Origin of the sequence: Pseudomonas sp. ITEM 17296 (assembly GCF_028895205.1) — a bacterium.
GTDB lineage: Bacteria > Pseudomonadota > Gammaproteobacteria > Pseudomonadales > Pseudomonadaceae > Aquipseudomonas > Aquipseudomonas kermanshahensis.
Window position 1 is genome coordinate 30,023 of the sequence record NZ_WJRS01000017.1, and the last position, 16,920, is coordinate 46,942.

19 protein-coding genes and 1 tRNA gene are annotated in these 16,920 nt (G+C 60.2%); 11 read left to right on the forward strand and 9 right to left on the reverse strand.

Features of this window, described 5'->3' with window-relative positions; translation table 11 throughout:
- The 6 genes from GIB19_RS18360 to GIB19_RS18385 form a co-directional block, all read right to left on the reverse strand.
- The gene (locus GIB19_RS18360; protein ID WP_274887468.1) at positions 1 to 480 is read right to left on the reverse strand and encodes a GNAT family N-acetyltransferase; all 480 of its coding nucleotides are present in this window, start codon (positions 478 to 480) and stop codon (positions 1 to 3) included.
- Positions 481 to 573: 93 nt separating this feature from the next.
- Positions 574 to 1,221, reverse strand: a complete 648-nt coding sequence (locus GIB19_RS18365) for a trypsin-like peptidase domain-containing protein (protein ID WP_274887569.1) — start codon at positions 1,219 to 1,221, stop codon at positions 574 to 576.
- Between the two features lie 560 nt (positions 1,222 to 1,781).
- The gene (locus GIB19_RS18370) at positions 1,782 to 2,000 is read right to left on the reverse strand and encodes a hypothetical protein (RefSeq protein ID WP_085272636.1); all 219 of its coding nucleotides are present in this window, start codon (positions 1,998 to 2,000) and stop codon (positions 1,782 to 1,784) included.
- 95 nt (positions 2,001 to 2,095) lie between these two features.
- A complete protein-coding gene (locus tag GIB19_RS18375) occupies positions 2,096 to 2,998 on the reverse strand; it encodes a nucleotidyl transferase AbiEii/AbiGii toxin family protein (RefSeq protein WP_274887470.1) in 903 nt (300 codons plus the stop codon).
- Positions 2,985 to 3,539 carry a type IV toxin-antitoxin system AbiEi family antitoxin gene (abiEi, locus tag GIB19_RS18380; protein ID WP_274887471.1) on the reverse strand — a complete coding sequence of 185 codons (555 nt, stop codon included), beginning with the start codon at positions 3,537 to 3,539 and terminating at the stop codon, positions 2,985 to 2,987. The genes GIB19_RS18375 and abiEi overlap by 14 nt, the downstream gene beginning before the upstream one ends.
- A gap of 186 nt (positions 3,540 to 3,725) precedes the next feature.
- Positions 3,726 to 3,810, reverse strand: a tRNA-Leu gene (locus tag GIB19_RS18385).
- Positions 3,811 to 3,916: 106 nt separating this feature from the next.
- Between GIB19_RS18385 and queA the strand changes: the two genes are divergently transcribed.
- The 6 genes from queA (at position 3,917) to GIB19_RS18415 (ending at position 9,989) form a co-directional block, all read left to right on the forward strand.
- A complete protein-coding gene (gene queA, locus GIB19_RS18390; protein WP_274887472.1) occupies positions 3,917 to 4,966 on the forward strand; it encodes a tRNA preQ1(34) S-adenosylmethionine ribosyltransferase-isomerase QueA in 1,050 nt (349 codons plus the stop codon).
- 14 nt (positions 4,967 to 4,980) lie between these two features.
- Positions 4,981 to 6,096 carry a tRNA guanosine(34) transglycosylase Tgt gene (tgt, locus tag GIB19_RS18395; protein ID WP_077068621.1) on the forward strand — a complete coding sequence of 372 codons (1,116 nt, stop codon included), beginning with the start codon at positions 4,981 to 4,983 and terminating at the stop codon, positions 6,094 to 6,096.
- A 42-nt stretch (positions 6,097 to 6,138) separates the two neighbouring features.
- Positions 6,139 to 6,474 (forward strand): preprotein translocase subunit YajC, encoded by a 336-nt coding sequence (gene yajC, locus GIB19_RS18400; protein ID WP_027595530.1) that lies wholly within the window; start codon positions 6,139 to 6,141, stop codon positions 6,472 to 6,474.
- Positions 6,475 to 6,538: 64 nt separating this feature from the next.
- Positions 6,539 to 8,401, forward strand: coding sequence for a protein translocase subunit SecD (secD, locus tag GIB19_RS18405; RefSeq protein WP_027595531.1), 1,863 nt, complete (start codon positions 6,539 to 6,541; stop codon positions 8,399 to 8,401).
- 10 nt (positions 8,402 to 8,411) lie between these two features.
- Complete coding sequence (gene secF / locus GIB19_RS18410) at positions 8,412 to 9,320, forward strand: protein translocase subunit SecF (protein WP_027595532.1); 909 nt, start codon at positions 8,412 to 8,414, stop codon at positions 9,318 to 9,320.
- A gap of 120 nt (positions 9,321 to 9,440) precedes the next feature.
- Positions 9,441 to 9,989, forward strand: a complete 549-nt coding sequence (locus GIB19_RS18415) for a glycine zipper 2TM domain-containing protein (RefSeq protein ID WP_027595533.1) — start codon at positions 9,441 to 9,443, stop codon at positions 9,987 to 9,989.
- Between the two features lie 163 nt (positions 9,990 to 10,152).
- Here GIB19_RS18415 and GIB19_RS18420 read toward each other — a convergent pair whose 3' ends face one another.
- The gene (locus GIB19_RS18420) at positions 10,153 to 11,577 is read right to left on the reverse strand and encodes a class I adenylate-forming enzyme family protein (RefSeq protein ID WP_099428368.1); all 1,425 of its coding nucleotides are present in this window, start codon (positions 11,575 to 11,577) and stop codon (positions 10,153 to 10,155) included.
- Between the two features lie 351 nt (positions 11,578 to 11,928).
- On the opposite strand from GIB19_RS18420, the gene GIB19_RS18425 reads away from it, so the two are divergent.
- Positions 11,929 to 12,645, forward strand: a complete 717-nt coding sequence (locus GIB19_RS18425; RefSeq protein ID WP_265969318.1) for a LuxR family transcriptional regulator — start codon at positions 11,929 to 11,931, stop codon at positions 12,643 to 12,645.
- 3 nt (positions 12,646 to 12,648) lie between these two features.
- Here GIB19_RS18425 and GIB19_RS18430 read toward each other — a convergent pair whose 3' ends face one another.
- Complete coding sequence (locus GIB19_RS18430) at positions 12,649 to 12,879, reverse strand: hypothetical protein (RefSeq protein WP_027595536.1); 231 nt, start codon at positions 12,877 to 12,879, stop codon at positions 12,649 to 12,651.
- 138 nt (positions 12,880 to 13,017) lie between these two features.
- On the opposite strand from GIB19_RS18430, the gene GIB19_RS18435 reads away from it, so the two are divergent.
- The gene (locus tag GIB19_RS18435; protein ID WP_027595537.1) at positions 13,018 to 13,611 is read left to right on the forward strand and encodes an acyl-homoserine-lactone synthase; all 594 of its coding nucleotides are present in this window, start codon (positions 13,018 to 13,020) and stop codon (positions 13,609 to 13,611) included.
- 123 nt (positions 13,612 to 13,734) lie between these two features.
- Here GIB19_RS18435 and suhB read toward each other — a convergent pair whose 3' ends face one another.
- Positions 13,735 to 14,553 carry a type III secretion system regulator SuhB gene (suhB, locus tag GIB19_RS18440; RefSeq protein WP_027595538.1) on the reverse strand — a complete coding sequence of 273 codons (819 nt, stop codon included), beginning with the start codon at positions 14,551 to 14,553 and terminating at the stop codon, positions 13,735 to 13,737.
- Positions 14,554 to 14,704: 151 nt separating this feature from the next.
- Between suhB and trmJ the strand changes: the two genes are divergently transcribed.
- The 3 genes from trmJ (at position 14,705) to iscR (ending at position 16,920) form a co-directional block, all read left to right on the forward strand.
- Entirely contained in the window at positions 14,705 to 15,460 is a 756-nt protein-coding gene (gene trmJ, locus GIB19_RS18445; protein ID WP_027595539.1) for a tRNA (cytosine(32)/uridine(32)-2'-O)-methyltransferase TrmJ, read from the forward strand.
- 3 nt (positions 15,461 to 15,463) lie between these two features.
- Positions 15,464 to 16,249 (forward strand): serine O-acetyltransferase, encoded by a 786-nt coding sequence (gene cysE, locus GIB19_RS18450; protein ID WP_027595540.1) that lies wholly within the window; start codon positions 15,464 to 15,466, stop codon positions 16,247 to 16,249.
- A gap of 179 nt (positions 16,250 to 16,428) precedes the next feature.
- The gene (gene iscR / locus GIB19_RS18455) at positions 16,429 to 16,920 is read left to right on the forward strand and encodes a Fe-S cluster assembly transcriptional regulator IscR (RefSeq protein WP_027595541.1); all 492 of its coding nucleotides are present in this window, start codon (positions 16,429 to 16,431) and stop codon (positions 16,918 to 16,920) included.

The following is a 16,920-nucleotide window of genomic DNA, read 5'->3' on the forward strand; positions in this document are numbered from 1 at the left end:
CTAGGCCAGTACCTGCCTCATCTGCACCAACGCCACTCGCTTCCCATCCGGCGCCTGGCGTTCTTCGATGCCGAACGGTACAAAACCGAGCTGTGGATAAAGCAGCAACCCCGCCGTGTTGTGATTGAAGCACGACACCCAAATCTCTCGCGCCGCAAACTGTTCGCGGGCCAGCTCGATCATGGCGGTTACCAGGTAGCTCGCCACCCCATGGCCGCGGGCAGCTGGTGCCACCACCACGTTGCCCAGGGCGCACACGCCGCCGTGCTCGGCTTTGTAGAAGTTGGCAAAGCCCAGCACCATGCCGCCGCCTTGCACCACCGTAGAGCCGTTGGGCTGGGCGATGGCGTCGGTCAATTGCACGGGGGTTAGGGGGTAGGTGGCTTTGGGGAACATGTAGAACAGTTCGTCCGGGCCCTGGGGGAAGCAGCAGATGGCGGGGATGTCGCTGGGTTGAACAGGGCGGTGGCTGAGGTGCATGGCAGGTCCTTTTGCAGTGCGTTGGCTGGCCGTTTGCGGCCAAGCCCCGCTCACAGGCTAGCACTGCCTCAGTGGGAGATCACCGCCGACTGCTCACGGCTTGGCCGCCACCGCCACAATCCCCTTGATCGCCGCAGGCGCATGAGGCTTGGCCTTGCGTGCCAGCAAGTACTGGAAGCGCCGCCATTCCTTGTCGATCTCGCTGTACGACATGAACACGCTGACGCGCTCTTTATCGGCGAGGTCCGGGCGAGTGCGCGCATCGATCTCGTTCTTGGGGATGAACGCAATGTTGATACCCACCACCTGGCCATCATCGGCGAACACTGGCCCGCCAGACATGCCCTTGACCATCGGGCCGTCGTGCAGCGAGTAGAAGACACTGCCCGGCGTACCTTCAAGGCGCACCAGCGACGGCAACGCATGACCCTTGCCCAGTACAGGAATCATCAGGCTGTTGAAGCCGACCGCCGTCACCGACTCACCCGGTACGTATTGCCGCCAATGCGGCACCTTGCTGGCCTTGTGCTTGAAGAACACCACATCGCCGAGGCCCTCATGGACCACGTTACGCAGGAAGGGGGTGTGTTTGGCGGTCACTGCGTAGTCTTCGTTCCACTGGATGGCGCTGGCCATCAGCAACAGCGGCAGCGGCGCACCTGAGGTGACCACGAACGCTTGGCTGTAGACAGGATCGGAGACGTAGGACGTTGGCACTCCATTGCACCCACTCAGCAGCATCATTGCTGCCAGACAGGGCACGGTTGTTTTCATGTGTCACACAGTCGTGGATAAATGGGGGCGCAAATATGGCTAAGAGCCATCATGCTGGCAATACTTTGTGCATATATCCGACGAGTGACATCTTAAGTAGGAGGGAGGGTAATGGCCAATAGATTCCCGGCATGGCTGCAGGGCTGACAGTCAGGCGTGCGGCGTCAATTTGGTGGGTGGGTTGGAGGCCGTGGTTTTGGTGCTTTTTTCAGTTGAGGTGAGCTGCGATGAGCTCAATTGAGCTGCATTGAGCTACTTTGAGCTGCATCCGGAGTGCCATGATCTCGTTGGATGAACTGGATAGTGTGGCGTTGCATAACTGCGCCCGTTACCAGCTGGGCATGAGGCAGGTGCAAGCTTGGATCGAGGCGGGGCGGCCACGTTGAGTGGGTATTGCCCAAAAACCTTGCCTTTTGTGTCCTTCGGCGGCAGTTAGCTGACTCCACAGAAAATTACACAAACAGTAACTTTCTGTGGAGTGTGTTGCCTCTGAGTTCAAGTCCGAGGCATAGCGCCATCCGCGGCAATCAATCCTTGCTGGCGTTGAGCTTGCGTAGTTCTTCATAGGTAGCCGACTGCACGAACCAAAAGCCGGATACGATGCACCAGCTCAGGCTGCCAACGACGAAAATGCCCAGGCCAGCGAGGAAGCCGCTGGTGAACATGGCGACCAGCGCAAAAAGCCAGATCACGGCGAGGGAGATGTAGAGGACCAGGTTGTTGACGCTGATGACGAAATCTTTCACTTGCAAATTCCTTGTTGAAATCTGGAGAACGGCGCCCATCCAAGGGCTAGCGAATGATATCACAGTGCCTTCATTGGGCTGCCCGCTGAGTTGATTCACATCAGGAATGTTGAATCACTTGTGCGACGATCTTGACCAACCAAATGCGTTTTCAGCGCACTGAAATGGTCCCTGACGGTCATGGCGACGTACTCCCAAAACGCCTGATTATCGACCGTCTGCGTCACCAGCTGCCTCGGCAAGAACCTACGCATTTCATTCTGAAAATCGCGCTGTGTCTGCTCCTCCCCCAAGCTGGCCACACGTTCTTCTCCTTGTTGAAGAAACACGTCGACAGTGGTCGCATGATCACCGAGCTTTCTCTCAGCAAGCTCATAGGCAGGCGTCACAGCCCTTTGCCTAAGCCAGGCGATATCCCAAAGGTCTCGATTCTTGAGGCGCCCCCGCCGTAGTGCAAACGCCAGCAACTTGTCGACGAAGATTTCTTCAAGGCTTTGCGCATTGACGATTAACCCTTCGGTCCCCATGTCGACCCCATACGGGTTCAACAAAGTCATTGGCTTAGGTTGGTAGGACGGTATGGCGCAGATATCGATATGGATTTTTTGCGCTGGCAGGTTCCGAGCCTCGGGGCGGGTCTGCACGCGCAGTTTCCATGTCTCAACATTACCTGCTTCGCGAGTGGGTTCGCTGACATCCACCTGCAGCCCGTACTTGTCGTTAAGGTTTGTAATGAGGTTCTCTTTTAGTGCCGCAAAGTCCTCCCGTTTGAAACCTGAACCACCCGTAAAGTCGAGGTCCTCGCTCAGCCGCCTGGAACCGTAGCAAGTGCGTAAGCATGTACCACCGATAAAGCAGAGGTCCTGCAATAGACGTGATTCGCTCAGTATCCGCATGATGTCGTGATGCAGCAGTTCTTTTTCAACCACCACTTGTAACGGGGCCAGGTCGGGTGTGTTGGTAAGGGCTTGCTGGACTAGCTGGTCAAACAAGGTCATTGGCAATTTCCCAATCGATCAGGTCCAGGTTGCGCTTGGCGCGTTTCATGTCTTCGAGTGCAAGGGCAGGTTTGGCACGCCACAAGCGGCAGCGTTCGTCATAGTCAATCTGGCCTTGGAGGTCTGCTGCCTTGCGTTTTGTGTGGATGAACTCAAGCGTGCCGAATGTTCCGCAACGTATGGTTTGGGTTCGTCCAGACGACATGAGGGTAAGCCAGTTCAAGGGGACCTGGGAGATCACACCGGCGTCGCTTAGGGCGGATTCCAGGCTGATGTAGTTGAGGTGATTTGCTCGCAGGCGTGCGGCGGCGTGGTACAGGACCAGTCCTTGGTTGGGTTTGGCTGGCGTGTAGAGGTAGAGGCCACGGCAGAGCCGGATCAAGGTGCTGTCGTTGGCTGCACGGCTCAGTAAACTGCGGTAAGCGCTGTCGGAAAGCTCCGGAAGCAGGGCCCGCATATCGGTTGGGGCAAATAGATAGCGCTGCGAGGTAGCTAGCTGCTGCAGGCCTTTATAGAGGCGTCGCAAGGGCTGGTCGTGCATGGTGTTGGCTCTACAGAAAGTCACTGTTAGTGAAAGTTAGTGTAGAACCATGCTTTCATCAATGCACAGAAAGTTGCAGTTTATGTAACTTTCTGTCGAGTGAGATGGCCTGGTCGCCGGGGCATGCTTGGGCGATAAATTGCAGGCGAAAAAAAACCGACCATAAGGTCGGTTTTTTCCGGATTTTGGTGCCCCGAGGGAGACTCGAACTCCCACTCCTTTCGAAAACGGATTTTGAATCCGCCGCGTCTACCAATTCCGCCATCAGGGCAGTGGCGCGCAGTATAGAGAGGTGCTTCTGGTCGGTCAATCGGGTTTCATGGTCAATTTTCACACATTGGGCTAAACTTCCCGGCCCTGCCGAACCGAACATCATCATGCGCGTCGCCGATTTTTCCTTCGAACTCCCCGATTCCCTGATCGCCCGCCACCCTTTGGCCGAGCGCCATGGCAGCCGTCTGCTGGTCCTCGATGGGCCGAGCGGCGCCTTGAAACATCAGCAATTCACCGACCTGCTCGACTATCTGCGCCCCGGCGACCTGATGGTGTTCAACAACACCCGGGTGATCCCGGCGCGGTTGTTCGGGCAGAAAGCCTCCGGCGGCAAGCTGGAAGTGCTGGTCGAACGTGTGCTCGACAGCCACCGGGTGCTGGCGCACGTACGCTCCAGCAAGGCACCCAAGGTCGGTGCGCAGATTCTCATCGATGGCGGTGGCGAGGCCGAAATGGTCGCGCGCCACGACACGCTGTTCGAGCTGCGCTTCACCGAAGAGGTGTTGCCACTGCTTGAGCGCGTTGGGCACATGCCGCTGCCACCCTACATCGACCGCCCCGACGAAGGCGCCGACCGTGAGCGTTACCAGACCGTCTACGCCGAGCGTGCCGGTGCTGTAGCCGCACCCACGGCCGGCCTGCACTTCGACGAAGCGCTGCTGGAAAAGATCGCCGCCAAGGGCGTGGAGCGGGCCTTCGTGACCCTGCACGTCGGCGCGGGCACCTTCCAGCCGGTGCGGGTCGACAAGATCGAAGACCACCACATGCATAAAGAGTGGCTCGAAGTGAGCCAGGATGTGGTGGATGCTGTCCAAGCCTGCCGTGCCCGTGGCGGGCGCGTGGTTGCCGTGGGCACAACCAGCGTGCGCTCGCTGGAAAGCGCTGCGCGCGATGGTGTGCTCAAGGCCTTCAGCGGCGATACCGATATTTTCATCTACCCAGGCCGCCCGTTCCATGTGGTCGACGCCCTGGTCACCAATTTCCACCTGCCGGAGTCCACGCTGCTGATGCTGGTCTCGGCCTTCGCCGGCTACCCCGAAACCATGGCCGCCTATGCGGCGGCGGTTCAAGAAGGGTACCGCTTCTTCAGTTACGGTGATGCCATGTTCATCACCCGCAATCCGGCGCCACGCGGGCCCGAGGATCAAGCATGAGTCGCACCTGTCGAATGTCCTTCGAACTGCTGGCCACCGACGGCAAGGCCCGTCGTGGTCGCATCACCTTCCCCCGTGGCACCGTGGAAACCCCGGCGTTCATGCCGGTCGGCACCTATGGCACGGTCAAAGGCATGCTGCCGCGCGACATCGAGGCCATCGGCGCCGAGATGATCCTTGGCAACACCTTCCACCTGTGGCTGCGCCCGGGTACCGAGGTGATCAAGAAGCACAACGGCCTGCACGACTTCATGCAATGGAAAGGCCCGATCCTCACTGACTCCGGTGGCTTCCAGGTATTCAGCCTGGGCGCGATGCGCAAGATCAAAGAGGAAGGCGTGACCTTCGCCTCGCCTGTCGATGGCTCCAAGGTGTTCATGGGCCCTGAAGAGTCCATGCAGGTTCAGCGTGACCTGGGCTCGGACGTGGTGATGATCTTCGACGAGTGCACGCCATACCCGGCCGAGCACGATGTGGCGCGCACCTCCATGGAGCTGTCGCTGCGTTGGGCCCAACGTTCGAAAAACGCCCACGCCGACAACACCGCGGCGCTGTTCGGCATCGTCCAGGGCGGCATGTACCAGGACCTGCGCATGCGCTCGCTGGAAGGCCTGGAAAACATCGGTTTCGACGGCCTGGCCATCGGCGGCCTGTCGGTGGGTGAGCCCAAGCACGAAATGATCAAGGTGCTGGATTACCTGCCAGATCAGATGCCCGCTGACAAACCTCGTTACCTTATGGGGGTAGGCAAACCGGAAGATCTCGTTGAGGGTGTGCGCCGCGGCGTCGACATGTTCGACTGCGTGATGCCGACGCGTAATGCGCGCAACGGCCATCTGTTCGTCGATACAGGGGTGATCAAGATCCGCAACGCGTTCCATCGCCACGATGAATCGCCGCTGGATCCGACCTGTGATTGCTACACCTGCACCAACTTCTCCCGCGCGTATCTCCACCACTTGGACAAATGCGGCGAAATGTTGAGCAGCATGCTGAATACCATCCACAACTTGCGCCATTACCAGCGCTTGATGGCCGGTTTACGCGAGGCTATTCAACAGGGTAAATTGGCCGCCTTTGTCGACGCCTTCTACGCCAAACGCGGGCTGCCTGTGCCGCCTTTGGGCTGACTGTCAGCACTAAAATATTAAAACTCAGTAATGGAGTGCCTCATGAGCTTTCTGATTCCCGCCGCTTACGCGGACGCAGCTGCACCAGCCGCCGGCCCAGCCGGTACCGGTTTTGAATGGATCTTCCTGGTCGGCTTCCTGGTCATCTTCTACCTGATGATCTGGCGTCCACAGGCCAAGCGCGCCAAAGAGCAGAAGAACCTGCTGGGCAACTTGCAGAAAGGTGACGAAGTTGTCACCAATGGCGGCATCGCCGGCAAAATCGTCAAAGTTACCGATGACTTCGTGGTGCTGGAAGTGTCCGACACCGTCGAGCTGAAGTTCCAGAAGGGCGCCATCGCCGCGACCCTGCCAAAAGGTACGCTCAAGGCTATCTGAGTTACCGGTTTTATTTTTCCAGTCGGGGCGCGCAACGCGCCCCGCGTCTTGAACGGGCGGCGTGATGCTGAACAAATACCCTCTGTGGAAATACGCACTGATCTTGCTGGTACTGGCGATCGGTTTTATTTATTCCGCTCCCAACCTCTACCCGGATGACCCGGCGGTGCAAGTCAGTGGTGCCAGTTCGGCGCTGCAGGTAAGCCAGGCCGACCTCGATCGCGTCACCAAGGCGCTGACCGATGCCGGTATTACCGTCAAGGGCGGCAGCCTGGGTGAGAAGGGCAGTGCGCTGATTCGCCTGACCAACCAGGAAGACCAGCTTCCAGCCAAGGATGTAGTGCGCAAGGCACTGGGCGATGATTACGTCGTGGCCCTGAACCTGGCACAGACCACTCCGCAATGGCTGCGCAACCTGGGTGCAAGCCCGATGAAACTGGGCCTGGACCTGTCCGGTGGTGTGCACTTCCTGTTGGAAGTGGACATGGACAAGGCCATGAGCGCCCGCATGAAGGTCTATGAAGGCGAGGTCAAAACCCTCCTGCGCAAAGAGCGCATCCGCTACCGCAGCCTGCCTCAGCAGGATGGCGGCATCATGCTGGGCTTCTCTGACGATGCAACCCGCGAGCAGGCACGTGCCCTGATCCGCAAGAATTTCAGTGATTTCGACCTGACCGCCACCGAGCGTAATGACCTCGCTGTGCTGCGTCTGGCGCTGACTCAGGCGAAAGTCGCCGAGATCCGCGAATACTCGATCAAGCAGAACCTGACCACCGTCCGCAACCGTGTCAACGAACTGGGCGTGGCCGAGCCGCTGGTTCAGCGCCAAGGCGCCAACCGTATCGTGGTCGAGCTGCCAGGCGTGCAGGACACTGCCGAAGCCAAGCGTATCCTCGGCAAGACGGCCAACCTGGAGTTCCGCTTCGGTGCCGAGCCGGGTGCGTCCAAGGCGACCACCGAGGTCTTCGAGTTCCGTGAGGGCGGCCGTTCCGCCCCGGTCGAGCGTGGCCTGATCATCACCGGTGACCAGGTCACCGACGCCCAGGCCAGCTTCGACGAGCATGGCCGCCCGCAAGTGAACATCCGCCTGGATGGCCACGGCGGCGAGCTGATGAGCCGCGCCACGCGCAGCAACGTCGGCCGCAGCATGGCGGTGATCTTCATCGAGCAGAAGCCCGTCACTCGCTACGTCAAGCAGACGGTCGACGGCGTCGAGAAGGAAGTGCCGGTACAGAGCTTCCAGGAAGAGAAAAAGATCATCAGCCTGGCGACCATCCAGTCGCCACTGGGCAGCCAGTTCCGTATCACCGGCCTGAACGGCCAGGGCGAATCGTCCGAGCTGGCGCTGCTGCTGCGTGCCGGTGGTCTGGCCGCGCCGATGTACTTCGCTGAAGAACGTACCATTGGCCCAAGCCTGGGTGCGGACAACATCACCAAGGGTATCGATGCGTCGTTGTGGGGCATGCTGTTCGTCTCGCTGTTCATCATCGCCATCTACCGCGGCTTCGGCGTGATCGCCACGGTCGCCCTGGCGGGCAACATGGTGCTGCTGCTGGCGCTGATGTCGCTGCTGGGTGCAACCCTGACCCTGCCGGGTATTGCCGGTATCGTGTTGACCATGGGTATGGCGGTAGACGCCAACGTGCTGATCTTCTCGCGTATCCGCGAGGAGCTCAAAGCTGGCATGTCGGTGCAGCGCGCCATTCACGAAGGTTTCAACCGCGCCTATACCGCGATCATCGACGCCAACCTGACCAGCCTGCTGGTCGGCGGCATCCTGTTCGCCATGGGTACTGGCCCGGTCAAGGGCTTTGCGGTCACCATGTCCCTCGGGATTTTCACCTCGATGTTCACCGCCGTCATGGTGACCCGCGCTATGGTCAACCTGACCTGTGGCGGGCGTGACATCAAGAAGCTGTGGGTTTGAGGGAGCTGCGATGAAAACCATCAACTTCATGGGCGTGCGCAATGTCGCGTTCGCCATCACTGTGCTCCTCACCGTCCTGGCGTTGTTCAGCTGGTGGCAGAAGGGCCTGAACTTCGGCTTGGACTTCACCGGCGGTACGCTGATCGAGCTGACCTACGAGCGCCCGGCCGACCTCAAGGCGGTACGTGCCGAGCTGGTCGAGTCCGGTTTCCACGAGGCTGTGGTGCAGAGCTTCGGCGCTACCACCGATCTGTTGGTGCGTATGCCGGGCGATGACCCGCAATTGGGCAGCAAGGTTGCCGAGGCGTTGCAGAAGGCCGGCGGCGACAACCCGGCTACGCTCAAGCGCGTCGAGTTCGTTGGCCCGCAGGTGGGTGAAGAGCTGCGTGACCAGGGTGGCATGGGCATGCTCCTGGCCCTGGGCGGCATCCTTATCTACCTGGCCTTCCGCTTCCAGTGGAAGTTCGCCGTGGGCGCGATCATCTCGCTGATCCACGACGTGGTGGTGACGCTGGGTATTCTGTCGTTCTTCCAGATCACCTTCGACCTGACGGTATTGGCGGCGGTGCTGGCGATCATCGGTTACTCGCTCAACGACACCATCGTCGTATTCGACCGGGTGCGTGAGAACTTCCGCGTGATGCGCAAGGCGTCGCTGATCGAGAACATCAACGTCTCGACCACCCAGACCCTGCTGCGTACCATCGCCACCTCGGTGTCGACCTTGCTGGCCATCGCTGCGCTGCTGTTCTTCGGTGGTGACAACCTGTTCGGCTTCTCGCTGGCACTGTTCATCGGCGTCATGGCCGGTACCTACTCGTCGATCTACATCGCCAACGTGGTACTGATCTGGCTGAACCTGAACAGCGAAGACCTGATTCCGCCAGCCAAGGCTGAGGGTGTGGACGAGCGTCCGTAAGGGCTTTTCCTACGCCGTTTGGCGAATCAAGAGGCGCGAGTATTGAACTCGCGCCTTTTTTTTTGCTCCAAGGCAAGGAGAAGGCGGGCCAAGTCCCGCGGGTATGATCAGGAGGTTCACGTGAATAAATCAATGCTGGTGGGTGCGGTGCTGGGTGCTGTCGGTGTAACTGCCGGAGGTGCTGTGGCGACCTACAGCTTGGTGAACAAAGGGCCTGAGTACGCCCAGGTCACCGACGTGCAGCCAATCAAGCAGCAAGTGAAGACGCCGCGTGAAGTCTGCAAGGACGTCACCGTGACGCGTCAGGCGCCGGTCAAGGACCAGCACCAGATCGCAGGTACGGTGGTGGGTGCGCTGGCCGGCGGCCTGCTGGGTAACCAGATCGGCGGCGGTACCGGCAAGAAGATCGCCACCGTGGCCGGTGCGGTCGGTGGTGGTTATGCCGGTAACAAGGTGCAGGAAGGCATGCAAGAGCGTGATACCTACACCACGACGCAAACCCGCTGCAACACAGTCCACGACATCAGCGACAAGGTCGTTGGGTATAACGTGAAGTACACCATTGGTGATCAGGTGGGGCAGGTGAAGATGGACCACGAGCCTGGTTCGACCATTCCCGTGGACAAGAATGGCAAGCTGATCCTCAGCGAGAATCAGGCCGGGCAGTGATCGCCATCTGCTGAAATCCCTTGTATCTGAAGTCCCTTGTAGGAGCAGCCTTGTGCTGCGAAGAGGCCGGTGAAAACACCTAGATCTACTGTGCTTTACCGGCCTCTTCGCAGCACAAGGCTGCTCCTACAGTTGGCCCCTTCTTCGCAGCACAAGGCTGCTTCTACATCACTGGGTGAGCGGCTAGCAGCTTGCGAAGCCTGACGCGGTCCGGCTTGCCGGTGGGGGTTAAGGGTGTTCGCTCGAGCACTGTGACGCTGGCACTGATTCCCAATCGGTCCAGCCCCCCGCTCAGCTCATTCAACCGCTCCTGGGCGTCAGCGATGTTGGCTTGCACCACCACCTGGGCGCGTCGACGATCGTGCTCGTCGACCAGTATCACCACCCGTTCGAATTTCATGGCCTGTGCAATCTGCGCTTCGAGGGCCGGTGCGAACTGGGTGCCTTGTTTCGTCAGCAGGGCATCGGTCGCACGCCCCATGGGCATCAGGCTGCCGTCGGCCAGGCGCCGGGCGATATCGCCGGTTGCGTAGGCTTGGTCCTCGCAGGGAATGGGGGGAGGTGGGAAGTACCCCGAGCCGCGGTGTGCGGAGCGCGCGATGATTTCGCCGACCTCCGGTTGCGCAGGGTCCAACGCTTTCAATGTGACCTCGACATCACCCACCGGGCGCATGCCGCAACCCACTTGCAGCCCAGGCGCGAAGTTGGCCAGGACCATGCCAAATTCCGTCGAACCATAGATCCGCTTCAGGTGCACACCTAAGTGGCGTTCGCACTCCAGCACCACATGGTCATCCAGGTAGGCCCCACCACAGAACGGTTTGCTCAGTGCTGGCAGGCGAATGCCGCGGCTTTGCGCGGCCTGGGCCAGCGCAAGGTACTGTGACGGCAACGCGCTCATCACGCTGATGCGTTGTTCGTGCAGGGTTTGCAGGGTGTTCTCGACCTGGGTGGCATCGCCCAGGTACAGCGTGGCGCCGGTCAGCAAGGCCGGGAACACATGCAGGTCCACCGCATGCCCGCCATCGAGGGTGTGGATGCTCAGGTAACGCGCGCTGGCATCGAGGCCGGCGCTATCGACCCAGTGCATGATTTCTCGGTACAGCCTGTCCTGGCGCCACAGTGCAAGTTTGGGAGCCCCGGTGCTGCCGGACGTTTCCTGCATACGCATCAAGCCGGCGCAGTCACGCCAGGCGGGTGTCTTGAGGTTGACGGGTGTCGGCGAGTGCAGGGTAAAGCCAGGGATGCCCAGGCCCGCCGGCACGATGCCGGCTTCGGTCACCAGCAGGGCGGCACCGACCTGGCCCAGGCGCATGGCGCGCTGGTGGATGCTGCTGGCCACGCTTATAGGGCAATGAATCAGCCCCAGGCTGGCCATGGCGAACAACAGAGCGACATAACCGCTACTGTTGCCCAGTTGGGTGGCAACCACGTCGCCTTCGCGCAGGCCTGCGGCGTGCAGCCTGGCGCGCAATTGATCGATATCATGCAGCAGTTCGCCGTAGCTGCGGGTCTTGCCATGGCTGTCGACGATCGCCGGGTGGTCGCGATGGCGTGCAACCATGCTGAAGAACTGTTGCTGGAACATGCAGGGGTCTCCTTGAGGGGCAGCCGAACTACAGCTTCAGGTGTCTTCCCTTGCCGTCCATGTGCAAAGCGGTGCAGCCTGCCGGATGCAGGCTGGTGCCACGCTAGTTAATAGGCTGCGCGCGGCGCCTGGTACCTCCCAGAACAGGGAGGTTGTGGTGCGCCTGGCAGTTTTATTACTGTCTTCGACCGCCTGCGTCGGGTGGGTAACTCGTCGGCAGGCACAATTCGCACGTTGATTTCAAAGTGCCACGTAACTATCTTATCGACCCACCTGAATGAGGGAGTCGATATTCCCTCGCGTGTCGTCTCGCCATGAGACCACCGTCAAACGGTGCCTACGAGGAAGGGAATGGCCCTACTGGTAATGGATGAGCTGCTGAAACTCGGCGAAATGGAGCGCTTTGAGGACTGGCTGGCTCACCTGAAAATCCTGACCCGCAAGCTGGGTTACTCGAACTTTTTGATCGGCCTCAAACCTGCCCCCACGGACGCTTGTCAGCAGGTGCTGATCTACAGTGATTACCCCGATGCCTGGCGTACGCGTTACGACGCCGAGTCTTACGCGGCAGTCGACCCGGTCGTTCAGCATTGCCTGAACGCCAACCGGCCACTGCTGTGGAACCGCGACAACTATCGGGGGCCCTCAGAGTCGGAGTTCTTCGAAGAAGCCGCAGCGCACGGGTTGCAGCAAGGGCTGGCGCTGCCCCTGCATGGCCCGCGGGGCGAGGCGGGCATGCTGTGCCTCAAGCCGGATGAGAGCGGCGAGCAGGCGACTGCTGCAATGATCCAGTCCTTGCCCATGGCAACCCTGCTGCGCGATTACGCGATGGAAGGGATGCTCAGGGCACGCATTGAATGCTCCGAACCTGTGCACCTGACCACCCGGGAGAAAGAGGTGCTGCAGTGGAGCGCGGCGGGCAAGACTACCTGGGAAATCTCGATGATCTTGTCGTGCACGACCTCGGCCATCGACTTCCACTTCAAGAACATCCGCCGCAAGTTCCAGGTCAGCTCACGCCAGATGGCGGTGCTCAAGGCCATCCAGCAGAAGTCGATCACGCCCTGAGTATCACTGTGGGCGTTGGGCCAGGTCGCTCTCCTCAAGGCGGCCGCTGAGGTACAGGCGCAGCAGAATGTACACCGGCGCAGGCACTTGGCTGGTGCATTCGATGCGGCTGGCACAGGCCTGGCTGATGCCAAAGCGCGACCAGAACTCGGTCTGGCTCTGCTTGAGGCCCAGGCGCAGGCTGATGGCTTGATGGGCGACCTCGCGTACGGCGGAGGTATTGAGTAGCTTCATCCGGAATCCATCCTGCAAAAGCCGAAAAATTAACAAGCCCGAGTAACTTCGGCCACCTCCCAAATTAGGTAGGATTTTATTTATTCAGCGTGAATATACCGTGGGCGGCAACTCCAACCCCTGCCGGTATTTGCCCCTATGCTTATCTCCATTGATCGCCGCACTAACATCGACCCACAAGCGCTGAATGCGATGCACAAACTTCGGGCGCGTATTTTCAAGGTTAAAAAGATGTGGGACATCCCACTGATCAACGACATGGAAATCGACGGGTATGATGCGCTCGACCCCTATTACATGATCATCAACCGCGAGGACGAGGCGGGTTATGTGTGTGGCTGCTGGCGCATACTGCCGACGACCGGCCCTAACATGCTGGCGCACACCTTCCCAGAGCTGCTGCATGGGCACCCAGCGCCGTGCTCCGACGCGATCTGGGAGCTGAGCCGCTTCGCCATCGAGCTGCCAGACGGCAACCGGTTCGGCTTCTCCCAAGGCACCACGCAAGCGATTCACGCCATCGTCAACTACGCCATCAGTTGTGAGGTGAAACAGTTCGTCACCGTGACCACGGTGGGTGTGGAGAAGATGTTGATTCGCCTGGGCCTGGATATCAGTCGTTTCGGTCCGGCATTGCAAATTGGCGTTGAACGCGCGGTGGCACTGCGCATTGAATTGAATGATAAAACCACGGCGGCCTTGGAGGCGGCAATCAATAGCAACTGCCATTGAATAGACGCCGGGTGTATTCACGCTGACTTGCCATCAAGTTGTATGTCCCTCGCCATGCACAGCACACTTATAGCGCCCATAAAAAAAGCACCCCGAGGGGTGCTTTTCTAATACAGCCAGCGCTTAGCGCTTCATGCTCTCTGGCAGGTGCGGCTGAATAGCCGTCAATACCGCTTTAAAGCACTTGATGTTGCCGGCGACGATGTGGCCTTTGTCGAGGAAGTCGTGGCCACCGTTGAAGTCGCTTACCAGGCCGCCTGCTTCTTGAATCAGCAGTACGCCTGCAGCCATGTCCCACTCGGCCAGGCCCGACTCCCAGAAGGCATCGAAGCGGCCGGCGGCGACGTAGGCCAGGTCCAGGCTGGCGGAACCTGCGCGGCGGATGCCGGCGGTCTGGCCAGTCAGGGCGCGGAACATGCCCAGGTAGTTGTCCAGGTCGGCCATTTGGTTGTCACGGAACGGGAAGCCGGTACCCAGCAGGGCGCCTTCCAGGCTGGTGCGCGAGCTGACGCGCAGGCGACGGCCATTGAGCTGGGCGCCGCGGCCACGGCTGGCGGTGAATTCTTCCTGGCGAACCGGGTCGAGCACCACGGCGTGCTCAAGGCGACCACGGTATTTGCAGGCGATGCTGACGGCGAAGTGAGGGATGCCGCGCAGGAAGTTGGTGGTGCCGTCCAGCGGATCGATGATCCACAGGTAGTCCTTGCCTTCTTCGCCGGTGCCCGCGTGCATGCCGGTCTCTTCACCCTGGATGGAGTGGTTCGGGTAGGCTTTGCGCAGGGCGTCGACGATTTTCTGCTCGGCGGCGCGATCGACTTCGGAAACGTAATCCTTGGCCTCTTTCTCATCGACCTTGATGCTATCCAGGCGTTCGATGGAGCGGAAAATCAGTTCACTGGCGCTGCGAGCGGCGCGCAGGGCGATATTCAGCATAGGCTGCATGGGCGGGTCACCTGGAGATGTTAAAGAAGAAAGCCGATCATTCTAGCAGAAATCTTTGACGGCAGAAGTGTCACATTTGCTTTCATGGCGTTACGTCCGTCGGTTCTGTAAGATCGAAGGCCCTGATATCAGCCTCTGAGAGCACAACACCGTGCTGCAAAATATTCGTGTTGTTCTGGTCAATACCAGCCACCCCGGCAACATCGGCGGCGCTGCACGTGCCATGAAAAACATGGGCTTGTCGCGCCTGGTGCTGGTGCAGCCGAAAGAGTTCCCTGCGGCCGAAGCCAGTGCACGTGCCTCCGGTGCCGACGATGTGCTGAGCAATGCCCAGGTCGTCGACAGCCTTGAGCAGGCGTTGGTCGGCTGTAACCTGGTCATGGGCACCAGTGCCCGCGAGCGCAGTATCCCTTGGCCGTTGATCGGCCCTCGAGAATGCGGGGCCAAGGCCGTGGAGCATGCGCTGGGCGGCGAGGAAATCGCCTTGGTGTTCGGGCGTGAACACGCCGGCCTGACCAACGAAGAACTGCAGCGATGTCACTTCCACGTGCACATTCCCTCGAACCCCGACTTCAGCTCGCTGAATCTGGCCGCCGCTGTCCAGGTGCTCTCTTATGAGGTGCGCATGGCTTGGCTGGCGGCCGAGGATGCACCGGCCAAAGTCGAGAAGGTCGACGCCAGCGAGCTGGCGACCATGGACGAAATGGAGCTGTTCTATGACCACCTGGAAAAGACCCTGGTGGACATCGGCTTCCTTGACCCCGAGAAGCCCAAGCACCTGATGGCGCGCCTGCGCCGGTTGTATGGGCGAAGCTCGGTCGAGCGTCCGGAAATGAGCATTTTGCGCGGCATCCTCACCGAGACCCAGAAAGTGGCTCGGGGCGAACCGCATAAAAGGAAGGGCTGACAGATGTTCGAACGTCTGCGTGAAGATATTCAAAGCGTATTCCACCGTGACCCCGCCGCGCGCAATGCCTTCGAGGTACTGACCTGCTACCCGGGCATGCACGCCATCTGGCTGCACCGGTTGGGTAATGCCTTGTGGAAACGTGATTTCAAATGGCTGGCCCGGCTGGTGTCGAACTTCGGCCGCTGGATGACCGGGATCGAGATCCACCCCGGTGCCACCATCGGCCGCCGCTTCTTCATTGACCACGGCATGGGCATCGTCATCGGCGAGACCGCTGAGATTGGCGACGATGTCACCCTTTACCAAGGCGTCACCCTGGGCGGCACCAGCTGGAACAAAGGCAAGCGCCACCCAACCCTGGAAAACGGCGTGGTGGTAGGCGCGGGGGCCAAGGTGCTGGGGCCGTTCACTGTCGGCGCCGGGGCCAAGATCGGCTCCAATGCGGTGGTGACCAAGGCTGTGCCGGCGGGGGCGACTGCCGTCGGTATCCCGGGGCGTATTATCGTCAAGAGCGAAGAGACCGAAGTCGAAGCCCGGCGCAAGGCCATGGCCGAGAAGATCGGCTTCGATGCCTACGGCGTCAGTGGCGACATGCCTGACCCGGTCGCGCGTGCCATCGGCCAGATGCTCGACCACCTGCAGGCGGTCGATGAGCGCCTGGAGGGCATGTGCGGTGCGCTGACCAAGATGGGTAGCGATTACTGCGCCAAGGAGTTGCCGGCGCTGCCGGAAGATGACTTCACCGAAGTTGCCCAGGTCGCCCAGCGCGACACTCAGTCGCATTGATCGCGCCGCGCTGAAATCATAGTGACATACGGGGCGTGTGCGCACGCCCCTCGTCTGCTACAATCGCGGCCGCCTCCCGATGCAAAACCCGACTAAAGCAGTAGGTCTTATAGTTGACTTAAATGCTCGGGAATCGCATACTCGCTCACATCCTGTAACTCCCGTGGTACCCAATAGCCATGCGACTGACTACCAAAGGCCGATACGCCGTGACAGCCATGCTTGACCTGGCGTTGCACGCGCAGCATGGGCCGGTGTCTTTGGCCGACATTTCCGAGCGCCAGGGCATTTCCCTCTCTTATCTGGAGCAGCTGTTCGCCAAGCTGCGCCGCAGCAGCCTGGTATCCAGTGTGCGCGGTCCAGGCGGTGGCTATCAGCTGTCGCGAGGCATGGAAACCATCCAGGTGGCCCAGGTCATCGACGCGGTCAACGAATCGGTCGATGCCACCCGTTGCCAAGGCCTTGGGGATTGCCATGCCGGTGACACCTGCCTGACCCACCACTTGTGGTGCGATCTCAGCCAGCAGATCCATGAATTCCTCAGCGGCATCAGCTTGGCCGACCTCGTCAAGCGCCGTGAGGTGCAGGAAGTCGCCCAGCGCCAGGACCTGCGTCGTGTCGCAGGCCGATCCGCCCAGTTGGACAAGATTGAGACGTCCGCCGTCGACTGA

Bases quoted from the DNA above. Each gene is read 5' to 3' on its own strand.
- GIB19_RS18360 (WP_274887468.1), bottom strand. From the start codon at position 480: ATGCACCTCAGCCACCGCCCTGTTCAACCCAGCGACATCCCCGCCATC.
- GIB19_RS18365 (WP_274887569.1), bottom strand. From the start codon at position 1,221: ATGCTGCTGAGTGGGTGCAATGGAGTGCCAACGTCCTACGTCTCCGAT.
- GIB19_RS18375 (WP_274887470.1), bottom strand. From the start codon at position 2,998: ATGACCTTGTTTGACCAGCTAGTCCAGCAAGCCCTTACCAACACACCC.
- abiEi (WP_274887471.1), bottom strand. From the start codon at position 3,539: ATGCACGACCAGCCCTTGCGACGCCTCTATAAAGGCCTGCAGCAGCTA.
- queA (WP_274887472.1), top strand. From the start codon at position 3,917: ATGCGCGTCGCCGATTTTTCCTTCGAACTCCCCGATTCCCTGATCGCC.
- tgt (WP_077068621.1), top strand. From the start codon at position 4,981: ATGTCCTTCGAACTGCTGGCCACCGACGGCAAGGCCCGTCGTGGTCGC.
- yajC (WP_027595530.1), top strand. From the start codon at position 6,139: ATGAGCTTTCTGATTCCCGCCGCTTACGCGGACGCAGCTGCACCAGCC.
- secD (WP_027595531.1), top strand. From the start codon at position 6,539: ATGCTGAACAAATACCCTCTGTGGAAATACGCACTGATCTTGCTGGTA.
- secF (WP_027595532.1), top strand. From the start codon at position 8,412: ATGAAAACCATCAACTTCATGGGCGTGCGCAATGTCGCGTTCGCCATC.
- GIB19_RS18420 (WP_099428368.1), bottom strand. From the start codon at position 11,577: ATGTTCCAGCAACAGTTCTTCAGCATGGTTGCACGCCATCGCGACCAC.
- GIB19_RS18425 (WP_265969318.1), top strand. From the start codon at position 11,929: ATGGCCCTACTGGTAATGGATGAGCTGCTGAAACTCGGCGAAATGGAG.
- GIB19_RS18430 (WP_027595536.1), bottom strand. From the start codon at position 12,879: ATGAAGCTACTCAATACCTCCGCCGTACGCGAGGTCGCCCATCAAGCC.
- GIB19_RS18435 (WP_027595537.1), top strand. From the start codon at position 13,018: ATGCTTATCTCCATTGATCGCCGCACTAACATCGACCCACAAGCGCTG.
- suhB (WP_027595538.1), bottom strand. From the start codon at position 14,553: ATGCAGCCTATGCTGAATATCGCCCTGCGCGCCGCTCGCAGCGCCAGT.
- cysE (WP_027595540.1), top strand. From the start codon at position 15,464: ATGTTCGAACGTCTGCGTGAAGATATTCAAAGCGTATTCCACCGTGAC.
- iscR (WP_027595541.1), top strand. From the start codon at position 16,429: ATGCGACTGACTACCAAAGGCCGATACGCCGTGACAGCCATGCTTGAC.